Source organism: Dactylosporangium sp. NPDC049140, assembly GCF_040648435.1.
The window spans coordinates 51952-71463 of record NZ_JBEZDS010000017.1 but is presented as its reverse complement, the minus strand read 5'-3'; the positions used below and the strand labels follow the sequence as shown (position 1 = coordinate 71463).

Annotated in this window: 20 protein-coding genes and 1 pseudogene; 15 read left to right on the top strand and 6 right to left on the bottom strand. The window is 70.9% G+C overall.

Annotated features, from left to right (window positions below):
- Positions 1-47 precede the first annotated feature (47 nt).
- Positions 48-1520, bottom strand: a complete 1473-nt coding sequence (locus tag AB0B76_RS26595; RefSeq protein ID WP_360380294.1) for an MFS transporter — start codon at positions 1518-1520, stop codon at positions 48-50.
- Positions 1521-1699: 179 nt separating this feature from the next.
- Here AB0B76_RS26595 and AB0B76_RS26590 point away from each other — a divergent pair, with 179 nt between their 5' ends.
- From AB0B76_RS26590 to AB0B76_RS26540, 11 genes are all read left to right on the top strand, one after another.
- Positions 1700-2500: an SDR family NAD(P)-dependent oxidoreductase gene (locus AB0B76_RS26590; RefSeq protein ID WP_360380292.1), complete on the top strand. Its 801-nt coding sequence runs from the start codon at positions 1700-1702 to the stop codon at positions 2498-2500.
- A 201-nt stretch (positions 2501-2701) separates the two neighbouring features.
- Positions 2702-3730: a LacI family DNA-binding transcriptional regulator gene (locus tag AB0B76_RS26585; RefSeq protein ID WP_360380289.1), complete on the top strand. Its 1029-nt coding sequence runs from the start codon at positions 2702-2704 to the stop codon at positions 3728-3730.
- A 13-nt stretch (positions 3731-3743) separates the two neighbouring features.
- Complete coding sequence (locus AB0B76_RS26580; RefSeq protein ID WP_360380286.1) at positions 3744-5030, top strand: extracellular solute-binding protein; 1287 nt, start codon at positions 3744-3746, stop codon at positions 5028-5030.
- A gap of 92 nt (positions 5031-5122) precedes the next feature.
- Positions 5123-5965, top strand: coding sequence for a sugar ABC transporter permease (locus AB0B76_RS26575; RefSeq protein WP_360380284.1), 843 nt, complete (start codon positions 5123-5125; stop codon positions 5963-5965).
- Between the two features lie 2 nt (positions 5966-5967).
- Positions 5968-6798, top strand: a complete 831-nt coding sequence (locus AB0B76_RS26570; RefSeq protein ID WP_360380281.1) for a carbohydrate ABC transporter permease — start codon at positions 5968-5970, stop codon at positions 6796-6798.
- A 37-nt stretch (positions 6799-6835) separates the two neighbouring features.
- The gene (locus AB0B76_RS26565) at positions 6836-7939 is read left to right on the top strand and encodes a hypothetical protein (RefSeq protein WP_360380553.1); all 1104 of its coding nucleotides are present in this window, start codon (positions 6836-6838) and stop codon (positions 7937-7939) included.
- Positions 7866-9869, top strand: coding sequence for a hypothetical protein (locus AB0B76_RS26560; protein ID WP_360380278.1), 2004 nt, complete (start codon positions 7866-7868; stop codon positions 9867-9869). Before AB0B76_RS26565 ends, AB0B76_RS26560 begins: the two co-directional genes overlap by 74 nt.
- Before the next feature lie 472 nt (positions 9870-10341).
- Entirely contained in the window at positions 10342-11490 is a 1149-nt protein-coding gene (locus tag AB0B76_RS26555; RefSeq protein WP_360380276.1) for a glycosyltransferase, read from the top strand.
- Complete coding sequence (locus AB0B76_RS26550; protein ID WP_360380274.1) at positions 11487-11681, top strand: hypothetical protein; 195 nt, start codon at positions 11487-11489, stop codon at positions 11679-11681. The genes AB0B76_RS26555 and AB0B76_RS26550 overlap by 4 nt, the downstream gene beginning before the upstream one ends.
- A gap of 91 nt (positions 11682-11772) precedes the next feature.
- Positions 11773-12105, top strand: a complete 333-nt coding sequence (locus tag AB0B76_RS26545; RefSeq protein WP_360380271.1) for a cupin domain-containing protein — start codon at positions 11773-11775, stop codon at positions 12103-12105.
- 477 nt (positions 12106-12582) lie between these two features.
- Complete coding sequence (locus tag AB0B76_RS26540) at positions 12583-13086, top strand: hypothetical protein (RefSeq protein ID WP_360380551.1); 504 nt, start codon at positions 12583-12585, stop codon at positions 13084-13086.
- 163 nt (positions 13087-13249) lie between these two features.
- Here the strand turns inward: AB0B76_RS26540 and AB0B76_RS26535 are convergent.
- The 5 genes and pseudogenes from AB0B76_RS26535 to AB0B76_RS26515 form a co-directional block, all read right to left on the bottom strand.
- A pseudogene (locus tag AB0B76_RS26535) lies at positions 13250-13858 on the bottom strand (hypothetical protein); the annotation flags it as partial.
- A 224-nt stretch (positions 13859-14082) separates the two neighbouring features.
- Positions 14083-14550: a hypothetical protein gene (locus AB0B76_RS26530; RefSeq protein ID WP_360380269.1), complete on the bottom strand. Its 468-nt coding sequence runs from the start codon at positions 14548-14550 to the stop codon at positions 14083-14085.
- Positions 14551-14611: 61 nt separating this feature from the next.
- A complete protein-coding gene (locus AB0B76_RS26525) occupies positions 14612-15319 on the bottom strand; it encodes a DUF4386 domain-containing protein (RefSeq protein WP_360380267.1) in 708 nt (235 codons plus the stop codon).
- Positions 15316-16059: an NAD(P)H-binding protein gene (locus AB0B76_RS26520; RefSeq protein ID WP_360380265.1), complete on the bottom strand. Its 744-nt coding sequence runs from the start codon at positions 16057-16059 to the stop codon at positions 15316-15318. The genes AB0B76_RS26525 and AB0B76_RS26520 overlap by 4 nt, the downstream gene beginning before the upstream one ends.
- A 250-nt stretch (positions 16060-16309) precedes the next feature.
- On the bottom strand, positions 16310-17083 hold the full coding sequence (locus AB0B76_RS26515; protein WP_360380262.1) for a sigma-70 family RNA polymerase sigma factor: 774 nt from the start codon (positions 17081-17083) through the stop codon (positions 16310-16312).
- A 407-nt stretch (positions 17084-17490) separates the two neighbouring features.
- On the opposite strand from AB0B76_RS26515, the gene AB0B76_RS26510 reads away from it, so the two are divergent.
- The 4 genes from AB0B76_RS26510 to AB0B76_RS26495 all read left to right on the top strand — a co-directional run bounded on the left by AB0B76_RS26510 (position 17491) and on the right by AB0B76_RS26495 (position 19411).
- Entirely contained in the window at positions 17491-17700 is a 210-nt protein-coding gene (locus AB0B76_RS26510) for a hypothetical protein (RefSeq protein WP_360380259.1), read from the top strand.
- A gap of 70 nt (positions 17701-17770) precedes the next feature.
- Positions 17771-17935 (top strand): hypothetical protein, encoded by a 165-nt coding sequence (locus AB0B76_RS26505; RefSeq protein WP_360380256.1) that lies wholly within the window; start codon positions 17771-17773, stop codon positions 17933-17935.
- Between the two features lie 347 nt (positions 17936-18282).
- Positions 18283-18993: a DUF4389 domain-containing protein gene (locus AB0B76_RS26500; RefSeq protein ID WP_360380253.1), complete on the top strand. Its 711-nt coding sequence runs from the start codon at positions 18283-18285 to the stop codon at positions 18991-18993.
- The gene (locus AB0B76_RS26495; protein ID WP_360380548.1) at positions 18941-19411 is read left to right on the top strand and encodes a BON domain-containing protein; all 471 of its coding nucleotides are present in this window, start codon (positions 18941-18943) and stop codon (positions 19409-19411) included. Before AB0B76_RS26500 ends, AB0B76_RS26495 begins: the two co-directional genes overlap by 53 nt.
- The last annotated feature ends 101 nt before the right edge of the window (positions 19412-19512 follow it).

Genomic DNA, 19512 nt, shown 5'->3' with positions numbered 1-19512 from the left:
CGCCCGATGGGGTCGCTCGCGGCGGCCGGCCCCTCCGCCTGGTGCGGTCACTCGGGCACAACGCGGGGAGCTGCCGGCTCGGGTCGGGGTAGCGCACGGTGGGCCGCCGCCGTGCCGCGCAGTGCCGGGCTGAAGGACAGCAGGCACGCGGCGAGGACGAAGCCGAAGCAGATCAGCAGGCCGTGGCGCAGCCCGACGGGGGTGACGGTCCGCAGGTCGCCGGCGAGGGCGACCCCGGTCACCAGCGCGATGCAGAACGTCGCCGACAGCCGCTGCGTCAGTTGCAGGAAGGCGGCCGCGACACCGTGGTGGGTCGGCGGGGCGAAGCTCAGCGTGATCGCCCTCAGCGGCGGCTCGAAGATCGCCGAGGCGCTGCCGATGAGAAGCTCGACCGCAATGATCGTGGTGACGAGCGCGGCGCCGGTGCCGGTGGTGCTGACCGTGGCCAGGACGCCGGTGCCGCCGGCCTGGATCACGAGGGCGGCCGGCAGGGTACGGGCGCCGAGCCGGGCGTAGATCCGGGAGCTGACCGAGGACGCGGCGACCCGCGCGAGCGCACCGGGGATCAGCGCGGCCGCGACGAGGAGAGGACTCCAGCCGAGCCCCTGCAGCAGGTACACCGTCAGCACCGTCGAATGGGCCAGCAGGCCGCCGAACCAGAGCAGCGCGATCAGGTTGCCGGCCACGAAGCCACGGGAGGCCAGCAGCTGCGGCACGAACAGCGGGGTGCGCCCGCGGGCGGCGTAACGGCGCTCCCAGGCGACGGTCGCCGCGGCCAGGGAGACACACACGCCGACGACGGTCCACAGCCGGCCGCCGTCGATGCCCGGGTCGATGACGGGCATGGTGACCAGCACGACGAACGCGCCGACCAGGACGATCGCGGGCAGGTCGAGACTGATCCGCTGGGCCGCCGGCGGCCGGTGCGGGACGAACCGGACGGTGAGCAGGACGACGGCGAGGACGAACGGCAGGTTCAGCGCCAGCACCGCCCGCCAGGCGAGGTGGTCGGGGAGCACGTCGAGTGCGAGCGCGGCGCCGAGCGGCCCGACGACGGCGGCGACCGCGCCCGCGGCGCTGTAGGCCGCGAGGGCCCGCACCCGCCGCAGTCCCGTGAACCGGTCCTGGATGATGCCGAGGACCTGGGCGCTGATCAGCCCGGCGCCCAGCCCCTGCACGGCTCGTCCGGCGACCGCCCACCAGATAGCGGGCGCGGCCGCGGCCGCGAGCGCCCCGGCCGCGAACACGACGAGCCCGACGATGAACAACGTCCGCCGGCCGTGCGCGTCGCCGAGCCGCCCGCCGGGCACCAGGCCGAGACCGAAGGTCAGCGAGTAGATGGACAGGAACCACTGCACGCCGCTGGTCGGCGCGTCCAGCGTGGTGCCGAGCAGCGGCACCGCGTAGGTGACGACCACCGAGTCGAGCAGCGTCGCGAACCCGGCGCCGGCGCAGCAGGCCAGCAGGCCGAGGTCCGTCCGCCCCATCCGCGCTGCGGGCTGCGTGTCGGCGACGGTCACAGGCGCAGCGTAGGCGACGGCCGACTTTATATAAAGCCTATCGGGAAACTAGTAATTTGCATCGCGGTTTGTCGACAGGCTCCCGTGAGCACGGGACTGTTGAGAGATGGGCGCGCTCATATAGTGGGATGCAGCGCTGTCCAGAAGGTCCTTCAGAGCTGAGAACGGAGCGGGCGGGCATGCCCACAGCGATCGTCACGGGCGGGACCGACGGGATCGGCCGCGCGCTCGCCGACGTGTACCTCTCCCGCGGCCACGATGTCCTGGTCGTCGGGACCAACGCCGAGAAGGGCGACGCGTTCCTGCGGGCCGCCGGCAGCGCGGCGGGGGACCGGGCGCGGTTCCTGCGCGCCGACCTGAGCCTGGTCGCCGGAAACCGCCACGTCATCGACTGGATCACCGAGCGGTATGCGACGATCGACGTGCTGATCCTCGGTGCGCGGTTCCACCGTTCGACCCGCGTCGAGACCGCTGACGGCTTCGAGAGCAACTTCGCGCTGTACTACCTCAGCCGATACCTGCTGAGCCACGGACTGGCCGATCCCCTGCGGCGCGCCGAGCACCCGGTCGTGCTGAACTTCGGCGGCGCCGGGCTCACCGGCCCGGTCCGCTGGGACGACCTGCAGCTGCACCGCGACTATCCCGGCACGGGCGCCCTCGGCCACAGCGCCGCGCTCTGCGACCTCCTCGGCGTGCACTTCACCGAGGTGTATGCGGTGCCCTGCGTGCTGAACCATCCGGGCGTCGTCGCCACCAGTTTCGCCGGCGAATACGACGCGGCCACCGCCGCCCACGTCGACGGGCTGCGGACGTCGGGCAAGCCGGTCGCCGAAGCCGTCGCGCAGATCCTGCCGTTCCTCGACGCGCCGTCACCCGGGCTCACTGCGGTACTGGAGGGCAGGCGCATCGCGTTCACGGCCGACTCCGCCGGCGCCGCCCGCCTCGACGACATCACCAGGAAGCTCCTCGCGGGCCTGTGACGACCCGTGGCCGGCGGTTGCCCGGTCTTCATGAGATCGGCCAGCGAGACGCGCCGCGCGTTCCATACGTAAATATGGGCATGCATTAACAATTCGCATGTATGTGGATGTTTCGTCGAGTTCGCCGCCCGTATTGCGGGGCTCTTCAAACCGGTTTAGGGTCCGATCAAACCGGTTTAGTGAGCTCGGGGCGGGAGTGAGATGGCCAAGCTGGGACGGCCCACGATCCGTGATGTCGCGGCCGCTGCCGGTGTCTCCAAGGGCACGGTGTCCTTCACGCTGAACGGGCGGCCGGGCGTTTCGGAGGAGACTCGGCTGCGCGTCCTCGAGGCGGCCGAGGCGCTCGGCTGGACGCCCAGTCACCGGGCTCGCGCGCTGTCGGCCTCGCGGGCGTTCGCAGTCGGGCTGGTGCTCGCCCGTGAGCCCGAACTGCTCGGCGCCGACCCGTTCTTCCCCGCCTTCATCGCCGGCGTCGAGCGGACACTCTCCGACGTGGGCCAGGCCCTCGTGCTCCAGGTGGTGCCGGACACCCAGGAGGAGGCCGGCTACCGGCGGCTGGCCGGCGACGGGCGGGTGGACGGGGTGTTCCTCCTCGACCTGCGCGTCGGGGACCCCCGCATCGCGTTGCTGCGGGAGCTGGGGATGCCGGCCGTCACGATCGCGCGGCCGGACGTGCCCAGCGGCTACCCGGCGGTGCTGGTCGACGACCGGCCGGGCATCGCCGCCGCCGTGGGGCACCTGGTCGAGCTCGGGCATCGCCGTATTGCGCACATCGCCGGCCCGGCCCATTTCCTGCACGGCTCGACCCGCCGGGTGGCGTTCGAGCAGGCCCTCGCCGACGCCGGCCTGACCGCCACCGCCGTGGTGGAGGCCGACTTCTCGGCGGCCGGCGGCGCCCGGGCGACCCGAGAACTACTGGACCTGGCCGACCGGCCCACGGCCATCGTCTGCGCCAATGACCTGATGGCCATCGCCGGGCTGTCGGTCGCGCTGGAGTACGGCATTGCCGTGCCCACCCAGCTGTCGTTCACCGGCTTCGACAACACCGAACTGTCCGGATACATCGCTCCGCCACTCACCACCGTCAGCACGGACCCGTACCTGTGGGGCCGGCTGGCGGCCGACACCCTGCTGAGTCTCATCGCCGGTGACCCGGTCGACGACGTGGCCGTTCCGCCCGCCGCGCTCATCGTCCGGGGCTCGACCGCGCCGGCACCTTCCGCACGTTGAACGGAGTCGCACAGTGAAACGTATTCTCCCCGCCGTCGTCATACCACTCGCGCTCGTCCTCGCCGCCGGCTGCGACGGCCAGGGCGGCGGCGACGCCTCCAAGGCCGACGCCGCCACCGGCGAGATCACCATCTGGCTCTCCAACAACCCGGAGGAGCTGGCCTGGGGCAAGGCCATGGTCGAGCAGTGGAACGGCGCCCATGCCGACCAGAAGATCACCGCGCAGGAGATTCCGGCCGGCAAGACCTCCGAAGAGGTCATCGGGGCCGCGATCACGGCCGGCAACGCGCCGTGCCTGATCTTCAACACTTCACCCGCCGCGGTGCCGGGATTCCAGAAACAGGCCGGTCTGGTACCGCTGGACAGCTTCGACGGGGCCGCGAAGTACATCAGCGATCGCACCGGTACCACGGCGGACCAGTACAAGTCGCCCGACGGCAAGTTCTACCAGCTGCCGTGGAAGTCCAACCCGGTCATGATCTTCTACAACAAGGACCTCTTCGCCAAGGCCGGCCTCGACCCGGAGAAGCCCGCGCTGTCCACCTACGACGACTTCCTCGCGGCCGCCCGGAAGATCAAGTCCAGCGGCGTCGCCCCGGCCGCCATCTACCCCGCACCGTCCAGCGAGTTCTTCCAGCCGTGGTTCGACTTCTACCCGCTGTTCGCCGCCGAGACCGGTGGCAAGCAGCTTGTGCAGAACGGCAAGGCCCAGTTCAACAGCCCGGAGGGGCAGAAGGTCGCCTCGTTCTGGAAGACCCTCTACGACGAGGGCCTGGCGCCGAAGGAGACCTACAACGGGGACTCGTTCGCCGACCAGAAGGCGGCCATGGCGATCGTCGGCCCGTGGGCGATCTCGGTCTACGGCAACAAGGTGAAATGGGGCGCGGTGCCGGTGCCCACCTCCACCGGCAAGCCGGCCGACCAGATCAAGACCTTCAGCGACGCCAAGAACGTCGCGATGTACAGCGCCTGCAAGAACCGGGCCACCGCGTGGGAGGTCATGAAGTTCGCCACCAGCAAGGAGCAGGACGGCGCGCTGCTGAACATGACCGGCCAGATGCCGCTGCGCACGGGCCTGCAGGCCGCGTACCCGGACTACTTCACCAAGAACCCCACCTACACCCAGTTCGCCGCACAGGCCGGCCGCACCGTCGAGGTGCCGAACGTGCCGAACTCCGTCGCGATCTGGCAGACGTTCCGCGACGCCTACTCCCAGTCGGTGATCTTCGGCAAGCAGCCGGTGAACGACGCGCTCTCCGGCGCCGAGTCCAAGGTCAACCAGCTCGCCAGCGGATCATGACGACCGCCGCCCGCGCCGATGGTGTCGCGGGCGGCAAGGTTCGTGGCTCACGCAATCGGGTGGCGACCGTTCTCGGCCGTCACCCGGTGGGCATGGTCCTGGCCGCACCGTACGCCGTCTACATCGCCGTCATCTTCGCCTACCCGCTCGGGTTCGCGATCTGGATGAGCTTCCACGACTACTTCTTCGCCGCCCCGGGCGCCGTCGTCGACACTCCGTTCGTCGGCCTCGCGAACTACAAGGCCGTGCTGAGCGACCCGGGGGTACACAAGGCGTTCTGGAACATCCTGGTCTTCCTGGTCATCAACGTGCCGCTCACCACCGCGCTCGCGCTGGTGCTGGCCAACGCGCTGAACCGGGTCGTGCACGCCCGCACGTTCCTGCGGATCGCGTTCTACGTGCCGTACGTGACGGCGAGCGTCGCCGTCGTCGGCGTGTGGCTGTTCCTGTTCAACTCCGGCGGCCTGGTCAACAAGGTGCTCGGCCCGCTGGCCCCGGACCCGTCGTGGCTGGTCAACGAGCACCTGGCGATGCCGGTCATCGCCGTGTTCGTGACCTGGAAGCAGCTCGGGTTCTTCATCCTGCTCTACCTGGCCGCGCTGCAGAACGTGCCGAAGGAGCTCTACGAGGCGGCCTCGGTCGACGGCGCCTCGGCGTGGCAGCGGTTCTGGTCGGTGACCGTGCCGGCGGTCCGCCCGGCGACGGCCCTCGTGGTGATCCTGGCCCTCATCACCGGTGGCAACCTCTTCACCGAGCCGTACCTGCTCACCGGAGGCGGCGGCCCGGACGGCGCGTCGGCGTCGCCGGTCCTGGTGATGTATCAGCGCGGACTCCAGCAAGGTGAACCGGACTTCGCCGCGGCCCTGGGCGTGCTGCTGGTCATCGGCGTGCTGCTGGTCGCCTACATCAGCCGCCGACTCATCGAGAGGGGCTGACCATGACCCGGACAAGTGCCTTGGTCCGCTACGGCATCCTGCTGCTCGGCGCGCTGGTGTTCCTGTTCCCGTTCTACTACATGCTGATCGGTTCGCTGCAGTCCGAGCCGGACACCTCGGTCGCCGGCGCGATCCCGTCCTCCGGGCTGACGCTGCACAACTACGCCGACATCAACTCCCGGGTCGACCTGCTGCGCTCGCTGCTCAACTCCGGCATCTTCACCGGCGGCGTGCTGCTCGGCACGGTCGTGTTCGGCGTGCTCGCCGGCTACGCGCTGGCCCGCCTGCAGTTCCGCGGCCGGGGGGCGCTGTTCGGCCTCGTGCTGCTGATCCAGGTGATCCCGTTCCAGCTGCTGCTGATCCCGCTCTACGTGCTGATCGTGCGGGGCTACGGGCTGGCCGACTCCTACCTGGGCATGATCCTGCCCTTTGCCATCAACACCACCGCGGTGTTCATCTTCCGCCAGTTCTTCCTCCAGCTGCCCGACGACCTGTTCGCGGCGGCCCGCCTCGACGGCGCCGGCGAGCTGCGGATCCTCTGGTCGGTCGCCCTGCCCCTGGTGCGGCCGGCCCTGCTGACCGCGGTCCTGCTGACGTTCATCGGGCCGTGGAACGAGTTCCTCTGGCCGTTCCTGATCACGAAGGACGCGAGCATGCAGCCGCTGGCGGTCTCGCTGGCCAACTACATCAGCAACGTGTCGGCGCGGGCGGCGAACCCGTACGGCGCCATCCTCGCCGGCGCCTGTGTGCTGGCCGCCCCGGCGGTCGGCCTGTTCATCGCCTTCCAGCGGCAGTTCGTGTCCACAGATATCGGTTCCGGGGTGAAAGGTTGACATGGTTCCGTACACAATGACCAGGCTCGGATTGGTGATGGCGCCCGAACCCGGTGATCCGCTCGAGGCCGAAGGCGTGCTGAACCCGGCGAGTGGGCGTACACCGGACGGGCGGCTGTATCTCCTGCCGCGTATGGTCGCGACCGGCAACGTGTCGCGGGTCGGCCTGGCCGAGGTCGAGCTCCGCGACGGTGTGCCGGTAGGGGTGCGCCGGCAGGGCGTCGTCCTCGCCCCGGACGAGGGCTGGGAGCGCGGCCTGAACAACGCCGGCATCGAGGATCCGCGCACGACCTGGGTACCGAGCCTGGGCCGGCATCTGATGACGTACGTCGCCTACGGCCCGCTCGGCCCGCGCCTGGCCCTGGCGGTCTCGGCCGACCTGCGGACGTGGCAGCGGCTCGGGCCGGTCCAGTTCGCCTACCAGCCGGGCCTCGACACCGACCTGAACCTGTTCCCCAACAAGGACGCGGTCTTCTTTCCCGAGCCGGTGCCGGGACCGGACGGGCGGCCGAGCTACGCGATGCTGCACCGTCCGATGTGGGATCTCGGCTGGTTCCGCCCGGGTGAGGGAGTACACCTGCCGGCTGGAATTTCCGACGAGCGGCCCGGCATCTGGATCTCCTACGTCCCGGCCGATGAGGCCGAGGCCGACCTCGGCGCGCTGGCCCGCCCCCGGGAGCACCGCTGCGTGGCCCTGTCCCAGTTCGACTACGAGTCCCTCAAGATCGGCGCCGGCCCCCCACCGGTGCGGGTGCCGGAGGGCTGGCTGCTCATCCACCATGGGGTCAGCGGATACATCCCGCCCGGCTTCGACCCCGGCGGGCAGCGGGCCGTCTACGCCGCCGGGGCGATGCTGCTCGACCCGGCGGACCCCGGGCGCGTCCTCGACCGGACCCCCGAACCGATATTCGTCCCGGAGACCGAGGACGAGCGGCACGGCACGGTATCCAACGTTGTCTTCCCCACCGCCATCGAGGAGGTCGACGGCGTCCGCTATGTCTTCTACGGCATGGCGGACGCCCGGATCGGCGTCGCTCGGCTGGACCGCGTCACCGAAGGAGTGAGCCATGAAGCGCCGTTCCGTATTGCTCGGCAGCGGTCTAGCTCTGACCGCCCCGCTGCTGACCGCAACACCGGCTGAGGCCCGCCCGGCCCGGCTGACCAACCTCGCCCACCTGGACTTCCTGCGCGACGCCGTGACCGTGCACGCGCTGGACAGCCACACCACCTACCGGCTCGACCGTTCGCCGGACCTCGGCGTGCTCTGGACCTACGCCGAGCCGAACCCGGATGGGACGTACCGGCGTATCGGGGGCGGGGCCTACGATCCGGCCACCGACACCTACGGCCAGGGTGCCTTCAACTCCGACGACATCGCCCGGGCGACGGTGGTGTACCTGCGGCACTGGCGGCAGACCGGGGCCGCGAGCAGCAAGGCGGCGTCCTACGCACTGCTGCGCGGCCTGGCCTACTTCCAGACGGCGACCGGGCCGAACGCCGGCAACGTGATCCTGTGGATGCAGCACGACGGCACCCTCAACCCGAGCGCCGACCCACCGGATGCTCCGGACCCGTCCGACAGCGGCCCGTCGTACTGGCTGGCCCGCACGGTGTGGGCTCTCGGCGAGGGCTATGCCGCCTGGCGCATCGCCGACAAGGAGTTCGCGCAGTTCCTGCGGCAGCGCCTCGACCTGGCCGTCGCCGCCCTGGACCGGCAGGTGCTGCGCTGGTACGGGTCCTGGCAGACCGTCGACGGGCGGCGCACGCCGGCCTGGCTCATCGTCGACGGCGCGGACGCCACTGCCGAAGCCGTCCTGGGCCTGGCCGCCTACGTCGAGGCCGGCGGTAGTGACCTGGCCCGCCGGGCGCTGCGGCAGTTCGCGGAGGGCATCGCGACGCTGTCGGACGGCGGCTCCCGCAGCTGGCCGTTCGGTGCCGTCCGGCCATGGGCACTGTCGCTGTCGGACTGGCACGCCTGGGCCTCGCAGATGCCGGCCGCCCTGGCCCGGGCGAGCAAGGTCCTCGGCGACGCCGGCCTGGCCGGCCCGGCGGTGACCGACGCGGCCACCTTCACACCGTGGCTGCTCACCTCCGGCGGTCCGGACAACGGACGCCTGCCGGCCCGTATCGACCGCAGCCAGATCGCCTACGGCGTCGACTCGCGGCTGCAGTCACTGCTCGCCGTGGCCGCCACGACCGGGCGCGACGGATTCCACCGCCTCGCCGGGATCATGGCCGCCTGGTACTTCGGGGCCAACGCGGCCGGCGTCGCGGCCTACGACCCCGCGACGGGGCGGACCGTCGACGGCATCGGCGGGGACGGCACGGTGAACCGCAACGCGGGCGCGGAGTCGACCATCCACGGGCTGCTGAGCATGCTGGCCCTGGACGCCGACCCGCAGGTGGCCGCGCTGGCCCGGCAAGGCCGGATCGTGGAGCGGGTGGGTTCGACGACCGTGGAGGCCGAGCAGGGCACGCTGGCCGGCGGCGCCACGGTGGTCACGCCGCCGTCGGCGTGGACCGGTGAATCGCAGTACAGCAACGGCACTTACGTCCGGCTCCCCACCGGCTCGTCGGCGCGGTTCCGGCTACCGGCGGTGAACCAGCCGCAGCTGGTGCTGCCGATCGTCGACCTGCAGCCCGCTAGCGCCGCGGTCACCCGCTGGTCGAGCGCGAACCAGATGCTGGGGACGGTTCAGCACGGCTGTATCGGCCCGCAGGGCACGTCACCCGCGCCCGGCGCGCTGTTGCCGGTCACGCTGGACGGTGAGCTGCCGGTCGGGCAGACCGACCTCGTCGCCACCGCATCCGGCGGCGACGCGGTGCTCGACGCGGTGGTGCTCGAACCTTTGGTGTCCCGGTACGTCATCGACGGCGCCGGTCACACGACCGTACTGCTGCGCAGCGCGGCCCGGACGGCGCAGACGGTGACCGTTGCGGTGGCCGGATCGGGCTCCGCCGTGGCCGAGACCTACGACGACACAGGCGTGCAATGCCGGCGCGGCACCGCATCGGGGAGCACCGTGCGCGCGGTGGTGCTCCCCGGTGGCTTCACCGTCGTCCAGTGGTAGGCCGTCGATGAGCGCCGGTGCTCGCTGCGCCCGGGTGGCGGGTTGCCAGCCGAGCACCGGCGCCACGGACTCGACCACGTCGTTCCGCGCGGGCACACATTCACGATGGTCGACCTGACGTGCACCGACCGGCTGCCGATCAAGCGGCGGCGCTGCATCATCCGAGGCATCGTGAGCACTGCGGACAGCCGGAAACAACGGCGGCCTCGTGCCTCTCGAGCGGCCGTCTGTCGGACGGTGGCTGTGGGAACGGCGTGGTAGGTCAATGAGCCGCGTTCGGCTCCGCCGGGTCCGGAAGCCGCGGAAACGCTCTCACCGTACACCGAACGTTCGTATCCACGTGGCTCCGCTACTGCGCGTAGACTCGAAGCGCTGCTCCGGAACCCGGTGGCTGACGACCCGTCGATCGACTCGTCCCCACCGTCGCGGGGCTTCTCGCGCGCCACGCGCGTTTGACGATCGGAATGTAGCAATGGCAGTTTCGTACGGACTTCTCAGCACCCATCCGCCGACCCGGTGCGGTCTGGCCGCCTTCAATGCTTCGCTGGCCCAGCAGCTGACCGCTGCACCAAGGTCCGGCGGGATCGTCCGGGTCACCGCGACCGGCGACGATCCGCACCCGGGCCCCGGTGTGGTGCACACCTGGCCGGCCGGCAGCGTGGCCGGCTGGCTCGGTGCGGCGGCGGCACTCAACGCCTTCGACGTCGCGGTGGTGCAGCACGAGTTCGGCATCTACCCCGGCGCGGACGGCGGGGACATCCTGCCGCTGCTGCGCCGGCTCACTGTGCCCAGCATCGTCGTGCTGCACACCGTGTTGAGCACTCCCACGCCGGGTCAGCGGGAGCTCCTGGGGGCCATCGCCGGCACCGCCGGGGCGGTCGTCACCATGACCGGCACCGCCCGCGCCCGGCTGCTGCACGGCTACGCCGTCGATCCCGGCAAGGTCATGGTCATCCCGCACGGCAGCGCCGCGCACGCTGACCGGCCGGCCCCATCCAGGGGCCTGCCGCAGCTGCTCACGTGGGGCCTGCTCGGACCCGGCAAAGGCGTCGAATGGGCGCTGCGGGCCGTCGCGCTGCTGCAGGACCTCGACCCACCGCTGCGGTTCACCGTCGCTGGTCAGACCCACCCCAAGGTCCTCGCGCGGCACGGCGAGGCTTACCGCGCCGGGCTGCACCGCCTCGGCGCCCAGCTCGGGGTCGCGCACGCCGTGGACTACCGGCCGGGGTACCTCGACGAGCAGGCTCTGGGGAGCCTCATCCGCTCGGCGGACGTGGTGGTCCTGCCCTACGACTCGACCGAACAGGTCACCTCCGGCGTGCTCACCGAAGCGGTCGCCGCCGGCGTCCCGGTCGTCGCCACCGCCTTCCCGCACGCCGTCGAGCTCCTGCATGACGGGCGCGGGCTGCTCGTACCGCACCGCAACCCGGCCGCGCTGGCCACCGCGATCCGCCGCGTCCTCACCGACCCGGCGATGGCCACCCGGTTGGATCGCCCCCGCCCGGCCGCCGTGCGCTGGCCGGCCGTCGCGGCCCAGTACGAGACGCTCGCGGCCGGCCTCCTCGCCGCTCCACCGGACGATCACGCCCGGGTGGCCCGGCCCGCCGGGTCGCGGACGTGAACGGAACGGTTCGGACGACGCGGAACGCGTTGCAGCTGGCCCGGACCATCGGCCTCATCACCCTCGTCCCCAACGTCGTCTACTCCTGCGGCGGAATCGTCCACGACGGCGTCCTGTGGCTGCCGTACGGTGCCAGCGACGTCCGCGTCGGCTTCGCCACCATCCCGCAGCCACCTTCATCGAGGCGATGACACCGATCCGGACGTCCACCGCCGCCGTAGCCCATGACGGGCAGCACCGACCGGCGGCCCATCACCCGCACGACGACCGATAGGACGCAGCATGCAGAAGTCGTCTCTCACCGCGCTGTCCCGTCAACAGCTTGAGCTAGCCCGCGCCGCTTCCAGCGGTCGCAGCAGCTCGACCGTCTACGGCGGCCACGAACATCAGCTCCGCCAAACGGTGATCGCGCTCACCGCCGGCCAGATGCTCGGCGAGCACGAGAACCCCGGCGAGGCCACCGTGCACGTCCTGCACGGCCGGGTGAGACTCGGCGCCGGCGAGGCATCGTGGGACGGTTCACCCGGCGATCTGCTGATCGTGCCGGACTGCCGGCACACGCTGGAGGCCCTGGAGGACGCCGCAGTACTACTCACCGTCGCCAAGCACGCTTAGCTGGTAGATCTGCCCGACAGAGAGGAGTTCGCGGCCCGCCGGTAGGCATCGATCCGCGCCGCCTCCGCGGTACCCAAGGGCTCCGCGGCGCTTTCCGCAGCAATCAGGCGTAGGGTGATGGTGTCGCTCCGGTCCCTGGTGGCCGTCGAGCCGTCACATTTTCCGCTGCGAATGCCGGCTTCCGGCTCCCGTGTATCTGGGGCCTGCTCGATGCGCCTCCCTCTTGAGGTGATCCCAACAGCTCCGCCCGCAAGCGCTCGCGCTGCGGGACACGACCCACAAGTCATGCGAAGGAACGTGAGCGCGATGGTCAACATCGCCAACGACCACAGCACCGCACCCGAGGGCGCCATCGGTACCCCCGCCAACCCCATCGTCCCGGACCTGGATCCGGACAGCACCGGATACCGGCCCGCCGACCACGGCCGCGTCATTGTGACCACCGGTGACCGGCGTTCATCCGCACCGGCATCATCGATCCGGACGAGCGCATCTCCGGCCGCCGCCGCCCGGTACGTGCTGGCCGGTATCCGGCTCGCGCTCGGCTGGATATTCCTGTGGGCTTTCCTGGACAAGCTGTTCGGCTTCGGGTTCGCCACCCCCTCGGCACGGGCCTGGATCAACGGCGGCAGCCCGACCAGCGGATTCCTCGGCTCGGCCAAGGGTCCCTTCAGCGGCTTCTACCATGCCATCGCGGGGACCGCCGGCGCTGACGTGTTGTTCATGGGCGCGCTCCTGGCCGTCGGCGTAGCGTTGATGCTCGGTGTCGGGATGTGGCTCGCCGCTGCCGGTGGCGCACTGCTGACGGTCATGATGTGGACCGCCGTGCTGCCGCCGGCCAGCAACCCGTTCCTGGACGAGCACCTCGTCTACGCCGCCGTCCTGATCGTCCTGGCCCTGCTCGGCGCCGGGAACACCGTCGGACTCGGCCGTGTCTGGGCCGCCCTGCCGCTGGTGCGCCGCGCCCCCTGGCTGCGATAACCGGACCGGTCCGCGGACCAGGTCCGTCCGACCGGCGCCGGCACCCCGCTGCACCACGCCTATCTCGGTTTGGCCACGGCTCAACGTAGTTGCCCGGGTACTGCGACAGCCGCCAGATCGCCCGGATCGAGGAGCGCAGGGCGTCGACCCAGAACAGTCCGGAGACGGGGAGCACGACGAACGCGACGAGGCCCGCCGTGCCGCGGGCCGCCCGCAGCGCCGACGCGTCCAGGCCGGGCAGGTTCTGCGAGAGGTACGCCTGCACGGAGCGCAGCACGGCAGGGTCGTCGAGCACGTAGCCAAGGATCGCGAACCCCAGCAGGGCAAGGGAGTGCGTGGCGAAGAAGGCATAGCAGGTGACCGCGGCGGCGAGCCGTCCCCCATCGGCCCGGTCGTGGCGCCGTGCCGCTCGCGCCAGGTGATCGAGCCAGCCGAAGCGACGGCGGGCCCGCCCGAAGACCGCCTTCACGCGCCGTGGCACACCGGACGGTGCGTTCGTCGCCGTGGTGTCCGCGCCGCCGCCGGTCGCCGCCCGCACGAGAGTCGGCGACCGGGGCCTGGGCGCTGACCTCAGGATGCGCCGGCCGGGAGCGGCTTTCCGTCGGGCGCCGCCGGGTTGGGGGTCGCCGCGGTGGTGGCCTCGCAGGCCAGGAACGCGCCGAACTCGCCGATACGGTGAAACGGCAACTTGCCGCCCCGGTCCCCGGTGGCGGACAGCCGTACGACTCGGCACCGCCGCGATTGGACACGAGGGAGGCCGTCGATGCCGCATCGGGTCCCGACCGGCCGGAAACCTCTGCTGCGCTCAATGCGAGCGGTGTGCCGGGCGTACCGGCCCCTGATGACGTTACTCCAGTACCAGGGCGAGGGCTCCCGGGCGGCACGCTGTGCCGGCCGGGAGCCCTGCACGTAACCAGCGCGGTAGCCGGGTTCGGGCGCCGCATGAAGCGCCGTCCGACGGAGTCTCCGCGCCACCGGCCCGCCCGGCCGCGGGCTTCAGGTGGTGCCTGACGGCCGCAGCAGGGCCGACAACTCGGCCGCGACGTGTTCGTCGTAGCCGGCCGTCAGCTCCGTCGGCCGGGCGGATGATCGCAGGTGTTCGGCGCTCCGCCGGTCCGTGATGGCCAGCAGCCAAGCCTGTGTGTCGCACGGCCGCCTGGTGGGAGCCAGTCTCCAGACCTCGACGAAGACAGCGCGCGTGATCACCACGGCGGCTGCGGCGTCGCGCAGCTGCATGCGGGAACGCACGAAGACAGAACGAACCATGAGACGGTACAGCGCGGAGAAGGCGGCCGGTTCCCGATCGGCGATCCGCTGGACCAGCCTGTCGTACGCCGCTGTGGCGATGAGCGGCCTAGTGTGCTGGATAACCATCGACGCTCCTGACGATGCCCAGATGCGGACGCCGCCGAGGTCCGGAGCGGTGGGGGGAGTTCCCCGATCATAGGCCGTCGGCGGGCCCATCTGCGGATTCGACCGTCGGTTCACCCGTCGGTGTCGCAGTGAGTCGCCACACCATCCGTTGTCAGTCGCTTCGTCCGGCGGGGATGGGCACGCGGTCGGTGCCGGTCGGGTCGGCGGTGACGGGGGAGGGCCGGAAGCCCTTGACGACGAGGTAGATGCCCAGCGATAACTCCCACACCCCGATCGGGAGGGTCAGCAGCCCGGACTGCGGGGACACCTGGGTCCAGAAGCCGAACAGCGTGGCGACGGCGGACGTGACGAGCAGGGGCGCACCGATGAGTCCGAGCACGGGCAGGATCCGCGGAACCAGCCGGGACCGGTAGAGCAGGTAGCCCAGCAGCACGGCGTTGACAGCCGGAATGAAGCCCTGGCCGAGCAGGAACGTCCAGATGTGCAGCGCGGCCAGCGCCTCACCGGCGGCCGGGACATCCGGCCCCGTTCCGGCCTGCCGCACGGTCACCATCGCCATCACGATCACCACACCGGAGACAATGCTGGCGGCTTCCACCACCCGTGCGCCGACGAACCCGAGCGCGACCCCCTCGTGCTCGCGCTTGAGCACCGGGTACAGCGCGACCGCTGTGCCGATGCCGGCAAAAGCCACGATCATCTCCAGGATCCCGCCCCAGATGACGCCGGTGTCGGAGCCGGAGCCGGTGAAGTAGTTCGTGTCGCGTAGCGGGGCATACAGGGTCAGCGTCGGCACCGAGACGAAGCTGAGCAGGTAGAACCCGCCCGCCACCCGCGCGGTCGTCCGCAGCGAGCTCATCGCAGTTCCTGGGTGGTGCTGGCGTACGCGAGGGCAGAGGGGGCCCGGCGGCCGACGATCGCTGGCGCCTCGCGGACGAGCGTGTCGTCGGTCAGGGCGGCGACCATGAACAGGGCGAAGTCCACCCGGCGGGTCAGGTTGCTGGAGAGCTTCGGGTCGCCCACGTGCCGGCTCCACACCGGCAGGCCCTGGCTCGGACCTTCCGCGAGGTCGCTGCCGCGCACCACGGTCCACCGGGTGTTGCTGGCGAACACGCGCCGGCACGCGTCGACCTGGTCGTCGAGGTCGGCGAAGCGGGCGAGCTTCGCGAGCGGACCGGCGACCTTGACGATCGCCCTGACCTTCCACGGGTAGACGTCGAGGCCGTCTCGGGTGATGTGCCATCCGCAGGAGAACACCAGGCGGGCGCCGCCGCGGGTGTGGTCGAGCACCGCCTGGGCCGTGCCGGCCGCGTAGTGGTTGACCCCGCGCGGGACCAGAACCGTCAGGACGCCGTCGCAGCCGCCGACCGCGCGGGCGATGACGGCCCGGTCGTCGGTCGCGCCGGCAACGACGGTGATGCGGTCGCGGAGCGCACCGAGCTTGTCCACACTGGCGGCCCGGCACACCCCGACGACCTCGTAGCCTCGGTCGAGCGCGTGCTGCACCATGTATCGGCCGAGCTTGCCGGACGCCCCGATCACGCAGACCTTCAGCTTGGCGTTCTGGTCGGCGTCGTGTCGGTCCCGTACTGGTTCCATGGCTGCTCTTCTCGTCGGCGGCCGGCCGGGATGGCTCCGCGGCGCGACCGTGCCCGGTTGAACGGATTCGTGCCTGGTGCCGTGCGCCCGCTGGCGGGGGAGACACGATGCTTCGGTGCGGACCACGACGGAATACGCGGCAGCCGTGCGCCACCTACAGGTGGGCAACCGAGGCCGGGACACGTCGCGCACTGCCGGTCACCAGGGTCCGGAGCGACGCCTGTACTGTACGCGCGAAATCGGTCCGACCTCAATGAGCAGGCGGCCGGCATCGATCCGGACCTGGCGCGTCGGCGGTGAGCAGACCGGCCCGGAGCCGGGTCAGGGTGTGCCGGAGCAGCCTCGAGACGTGCATCTGGGAGACACCGAGCGCCGCGGCGATCCGCGCCTGGGTCATCTCGTCGTAGAACCGCATGGCGAGGATGCGCCGTTCGCGCGGTGGCAGTGCTGTGACGAGCGACGTGAGCGTCAGGTGATCGTCAACGCCGCTGTAATGCGGGTCGATCGCGCCGATGAGGTCCATGCGTTCAGCGGTGGAGTGGCCGTCGAGGGGTTCGTTGAGCGACGGCAGCCGGTACGCCTGTGCAGCCTGTTTCGCGGCGTGAATGGCGCCGATGTCGATGCGGAGATGATCGGCGATCTCGGCCGGGGTCGGTGCCCGGCCGTGCAGGTAGGTGAGGTCGCTGACCGCCGCGCGTATCGCGAGGAGCAGTTCCTGGCTGGAGCGCGACACCCGCATGCCCCAGGCCGCATCCCGGAAGTGCCGTTTGAGCGCGCCGATGATCGTCGGGGCGGCGTAGCCGACGAACGGGACGCCACGTCCCGGATCGTAGCCGTCGACGGCCCTGACCAGCGCCAGCGCGGCGACCTGCCGCAGGTCGTCGAGGCGTTCCCCACGACCGGTGTATCGACTCGCAAGCCGGTAGGCCATCGGCAGGCAGCTCTCGATGGCCCGCCCACGCAGGACTTCCCGATCGGGGTGACCGGCCGGCAGCCGGCCGCGGTTCTTCAGCAGGTGATCCATCGCTGCCAAGTTGTCGGCGCCGGAGTGGATTGCCGGCGGCCCGGACGGCGCACGCATTGGACGGGCGGGGATACCGGTGGCCGGTATCGATACGGTTGAAGTGAGCATGCTTCATGCCCCTCACGGGCCAGCCGCGAAAAACCGGCAGCGGTGACGCTTCCGTTGAAGCGCCGGGCATCACTGAGATGACCGCGGGGTCCAGACGGCGGTGGAGGCACGCGGCGCCGAGGCCTGTCGGCGCGGGGACAGGCGACCGGGTCCCCGGCCCAACCCTACGCTGATCCGCAGATGGGCGCGATCGGTCCGGCCGGCGTGCGGCTGCGGTTACAGCCAACGGCAGGACGTCGCCACCGTCAGGCCCGGGATAGATGCCGAACTCGTGATGCACGACAGCAACGTCGAAGGCGTTGAGCGCCTCCGCCGCCGCGAGCCATCCGGCGACGCTGCCCGCCGGCCAGGTGTGCACCACGCCCGGGCCGGGGCGCTGGTCGTCGCCGGCGGTGGCGACCAGCACGATCCCGCACGACCGGCCGGTGACGCCCAGCTGCGCGGCCAGCGCGGCGTTGAAGGTGGCCAGCCCGCAGCGGGTCGGCGGATGCGCATTGGAATTTATTTGACGGTCGATGACCCGGCGCCGCCGTGGAGGTCACTCGCGCGGTGTCCGTCGAGGTCTGGAGAGTCGCTCCCATGAGGCCGCGGTACGGCGCGCGGGTGTGGCTGATGGCCATCGCGGACCGGCGGATCGCCGAGCAGCTCCGATCGCCGGGCCGACCGGCGGGGCAGCCATCCGCTTACGACGAGCACATCGCGGCCGAGCTGTCCGCTCTGCTCCGGCCGTCAGGAACCAGCTGAGTCCCGTTTGGCCACGACGACAGCCGGACGGTCCGCGGGCGGGGTGCTGGCGAAGACCATGGCCGCCGGCTGCCGAACGATTCACATCGACAGCGAGTACAGTCAGCGATGGATCGGTTCGTCGGTGGCCTGACCGGCCGGCGCCCCTGTGGGTGCGCTGCACCAGACTTTGGTAGTCACGTGGCGCCGCCGCGTTGCGCGCCGACCGATGGCACTGGAACCCGGCCCGCACCTGGGCCTGATGCCCCGTCGTCCGGACGCCGGACGGGCCAGCAGTTTGATCCGGTCGGACGCTTCCGCGCCCGGCGGAGCAGTGCGGCAACCGATCCGTTGGAGGCCCGACGATCATGACCGTTACGACCGCCTATCCGGTGCGCGTGGACGCGCGCCTGGACTCGCACCTGTCCCGCTGGCTGTGGCTGGTGAAGTGGGTGCTCGCCGTTCCGCACTTCATCGTGCTCATCCCGCTGTGGATTGCATTCTGCGTGGTGTCCGTGATCGCGTTCTTCGCGATCCTGTTCACCGGCCGGTACCCCCGGCCGCTGTTCGACTTCAACGTGGGTGTGATGCGCTGGACCTGGCGGGTCAACTACTACGCCTACAGCGCCTTGGGCACCGACCAGTACCCGCCGTTCACGCCGGCCGAGGTCCCCGACTACCCGGCGCACCTGGAGGTGTCCTACCCGGAACAACTGTCGCGTGGACTGGTGCTGGTGAAGTGGTGGCTGCTGGCCCTGCCGCATCTGCTGATCGTCGGCGTCCTGGCCGGCGGAGGCGCATGGTTCGCCGTCAACTCCGATACCGACAACTACAGCTGGACCGGTGGCGGTCTGATCGGTCTGCTGGTGCTGATCGCCGCGGTCGTCCTGGCCGTCACCGGCCGGTACCCCCAGGGTCTGTACGACTTGATCCTGGGCCTGAACCGGTGGGTTCTACGGGTTGCCGCGTACACCTCGTTGATGACCGACGCCTACCCTCCGTTCCGATTGGACAGCGGCGGCCAAGATCCGGCGACGACCGCAGTCATCCCGCCCACCGGCGAGGCCGCGGGGGCGTGACGGAAACGGCTGGCCGAGCCGACTGCGGGACCAACGGGCCCTGCTGCCCACGGAGATCAACGACCAGACCCCCGCCTATGCGGTCGGCGAGGCTCTCGCGTGGACCGTCGACGTGCCGGCGAACGCCGTCAAGGCCGATGTCCGTGACCAGCGGGTCACCCTGACCGGCCGGGTCACCCGGGACTGTCAGCGCCGGCCGGCAGTCCACGGACTCGCTGGTGGGGGCGCCGTCGGCGGGTCAGGCTGGCGGCGCCCCTGCGGATTACTGCCGGGAATTACTGCAAGGTCCACTGCTGGTTGGCCCGGCGGCGTTGCCGGTGTTGAGCAGGAACTTCTGGATGAACTGCTGCATCGGGGTGCACCACTCCGGGCGCCGTCGACGAGCGGAAACGTCGAATGCCTCGCCCCCCACAGGTAGGTGTCGACGAAGTCGGCGGCGGTCAGGTCCGCCGGTACGGTGACGGGTTGCGGTGACATGACGTCGGCGTCACGGCAGTACTTCTGCCTGCTCCCCGCGCA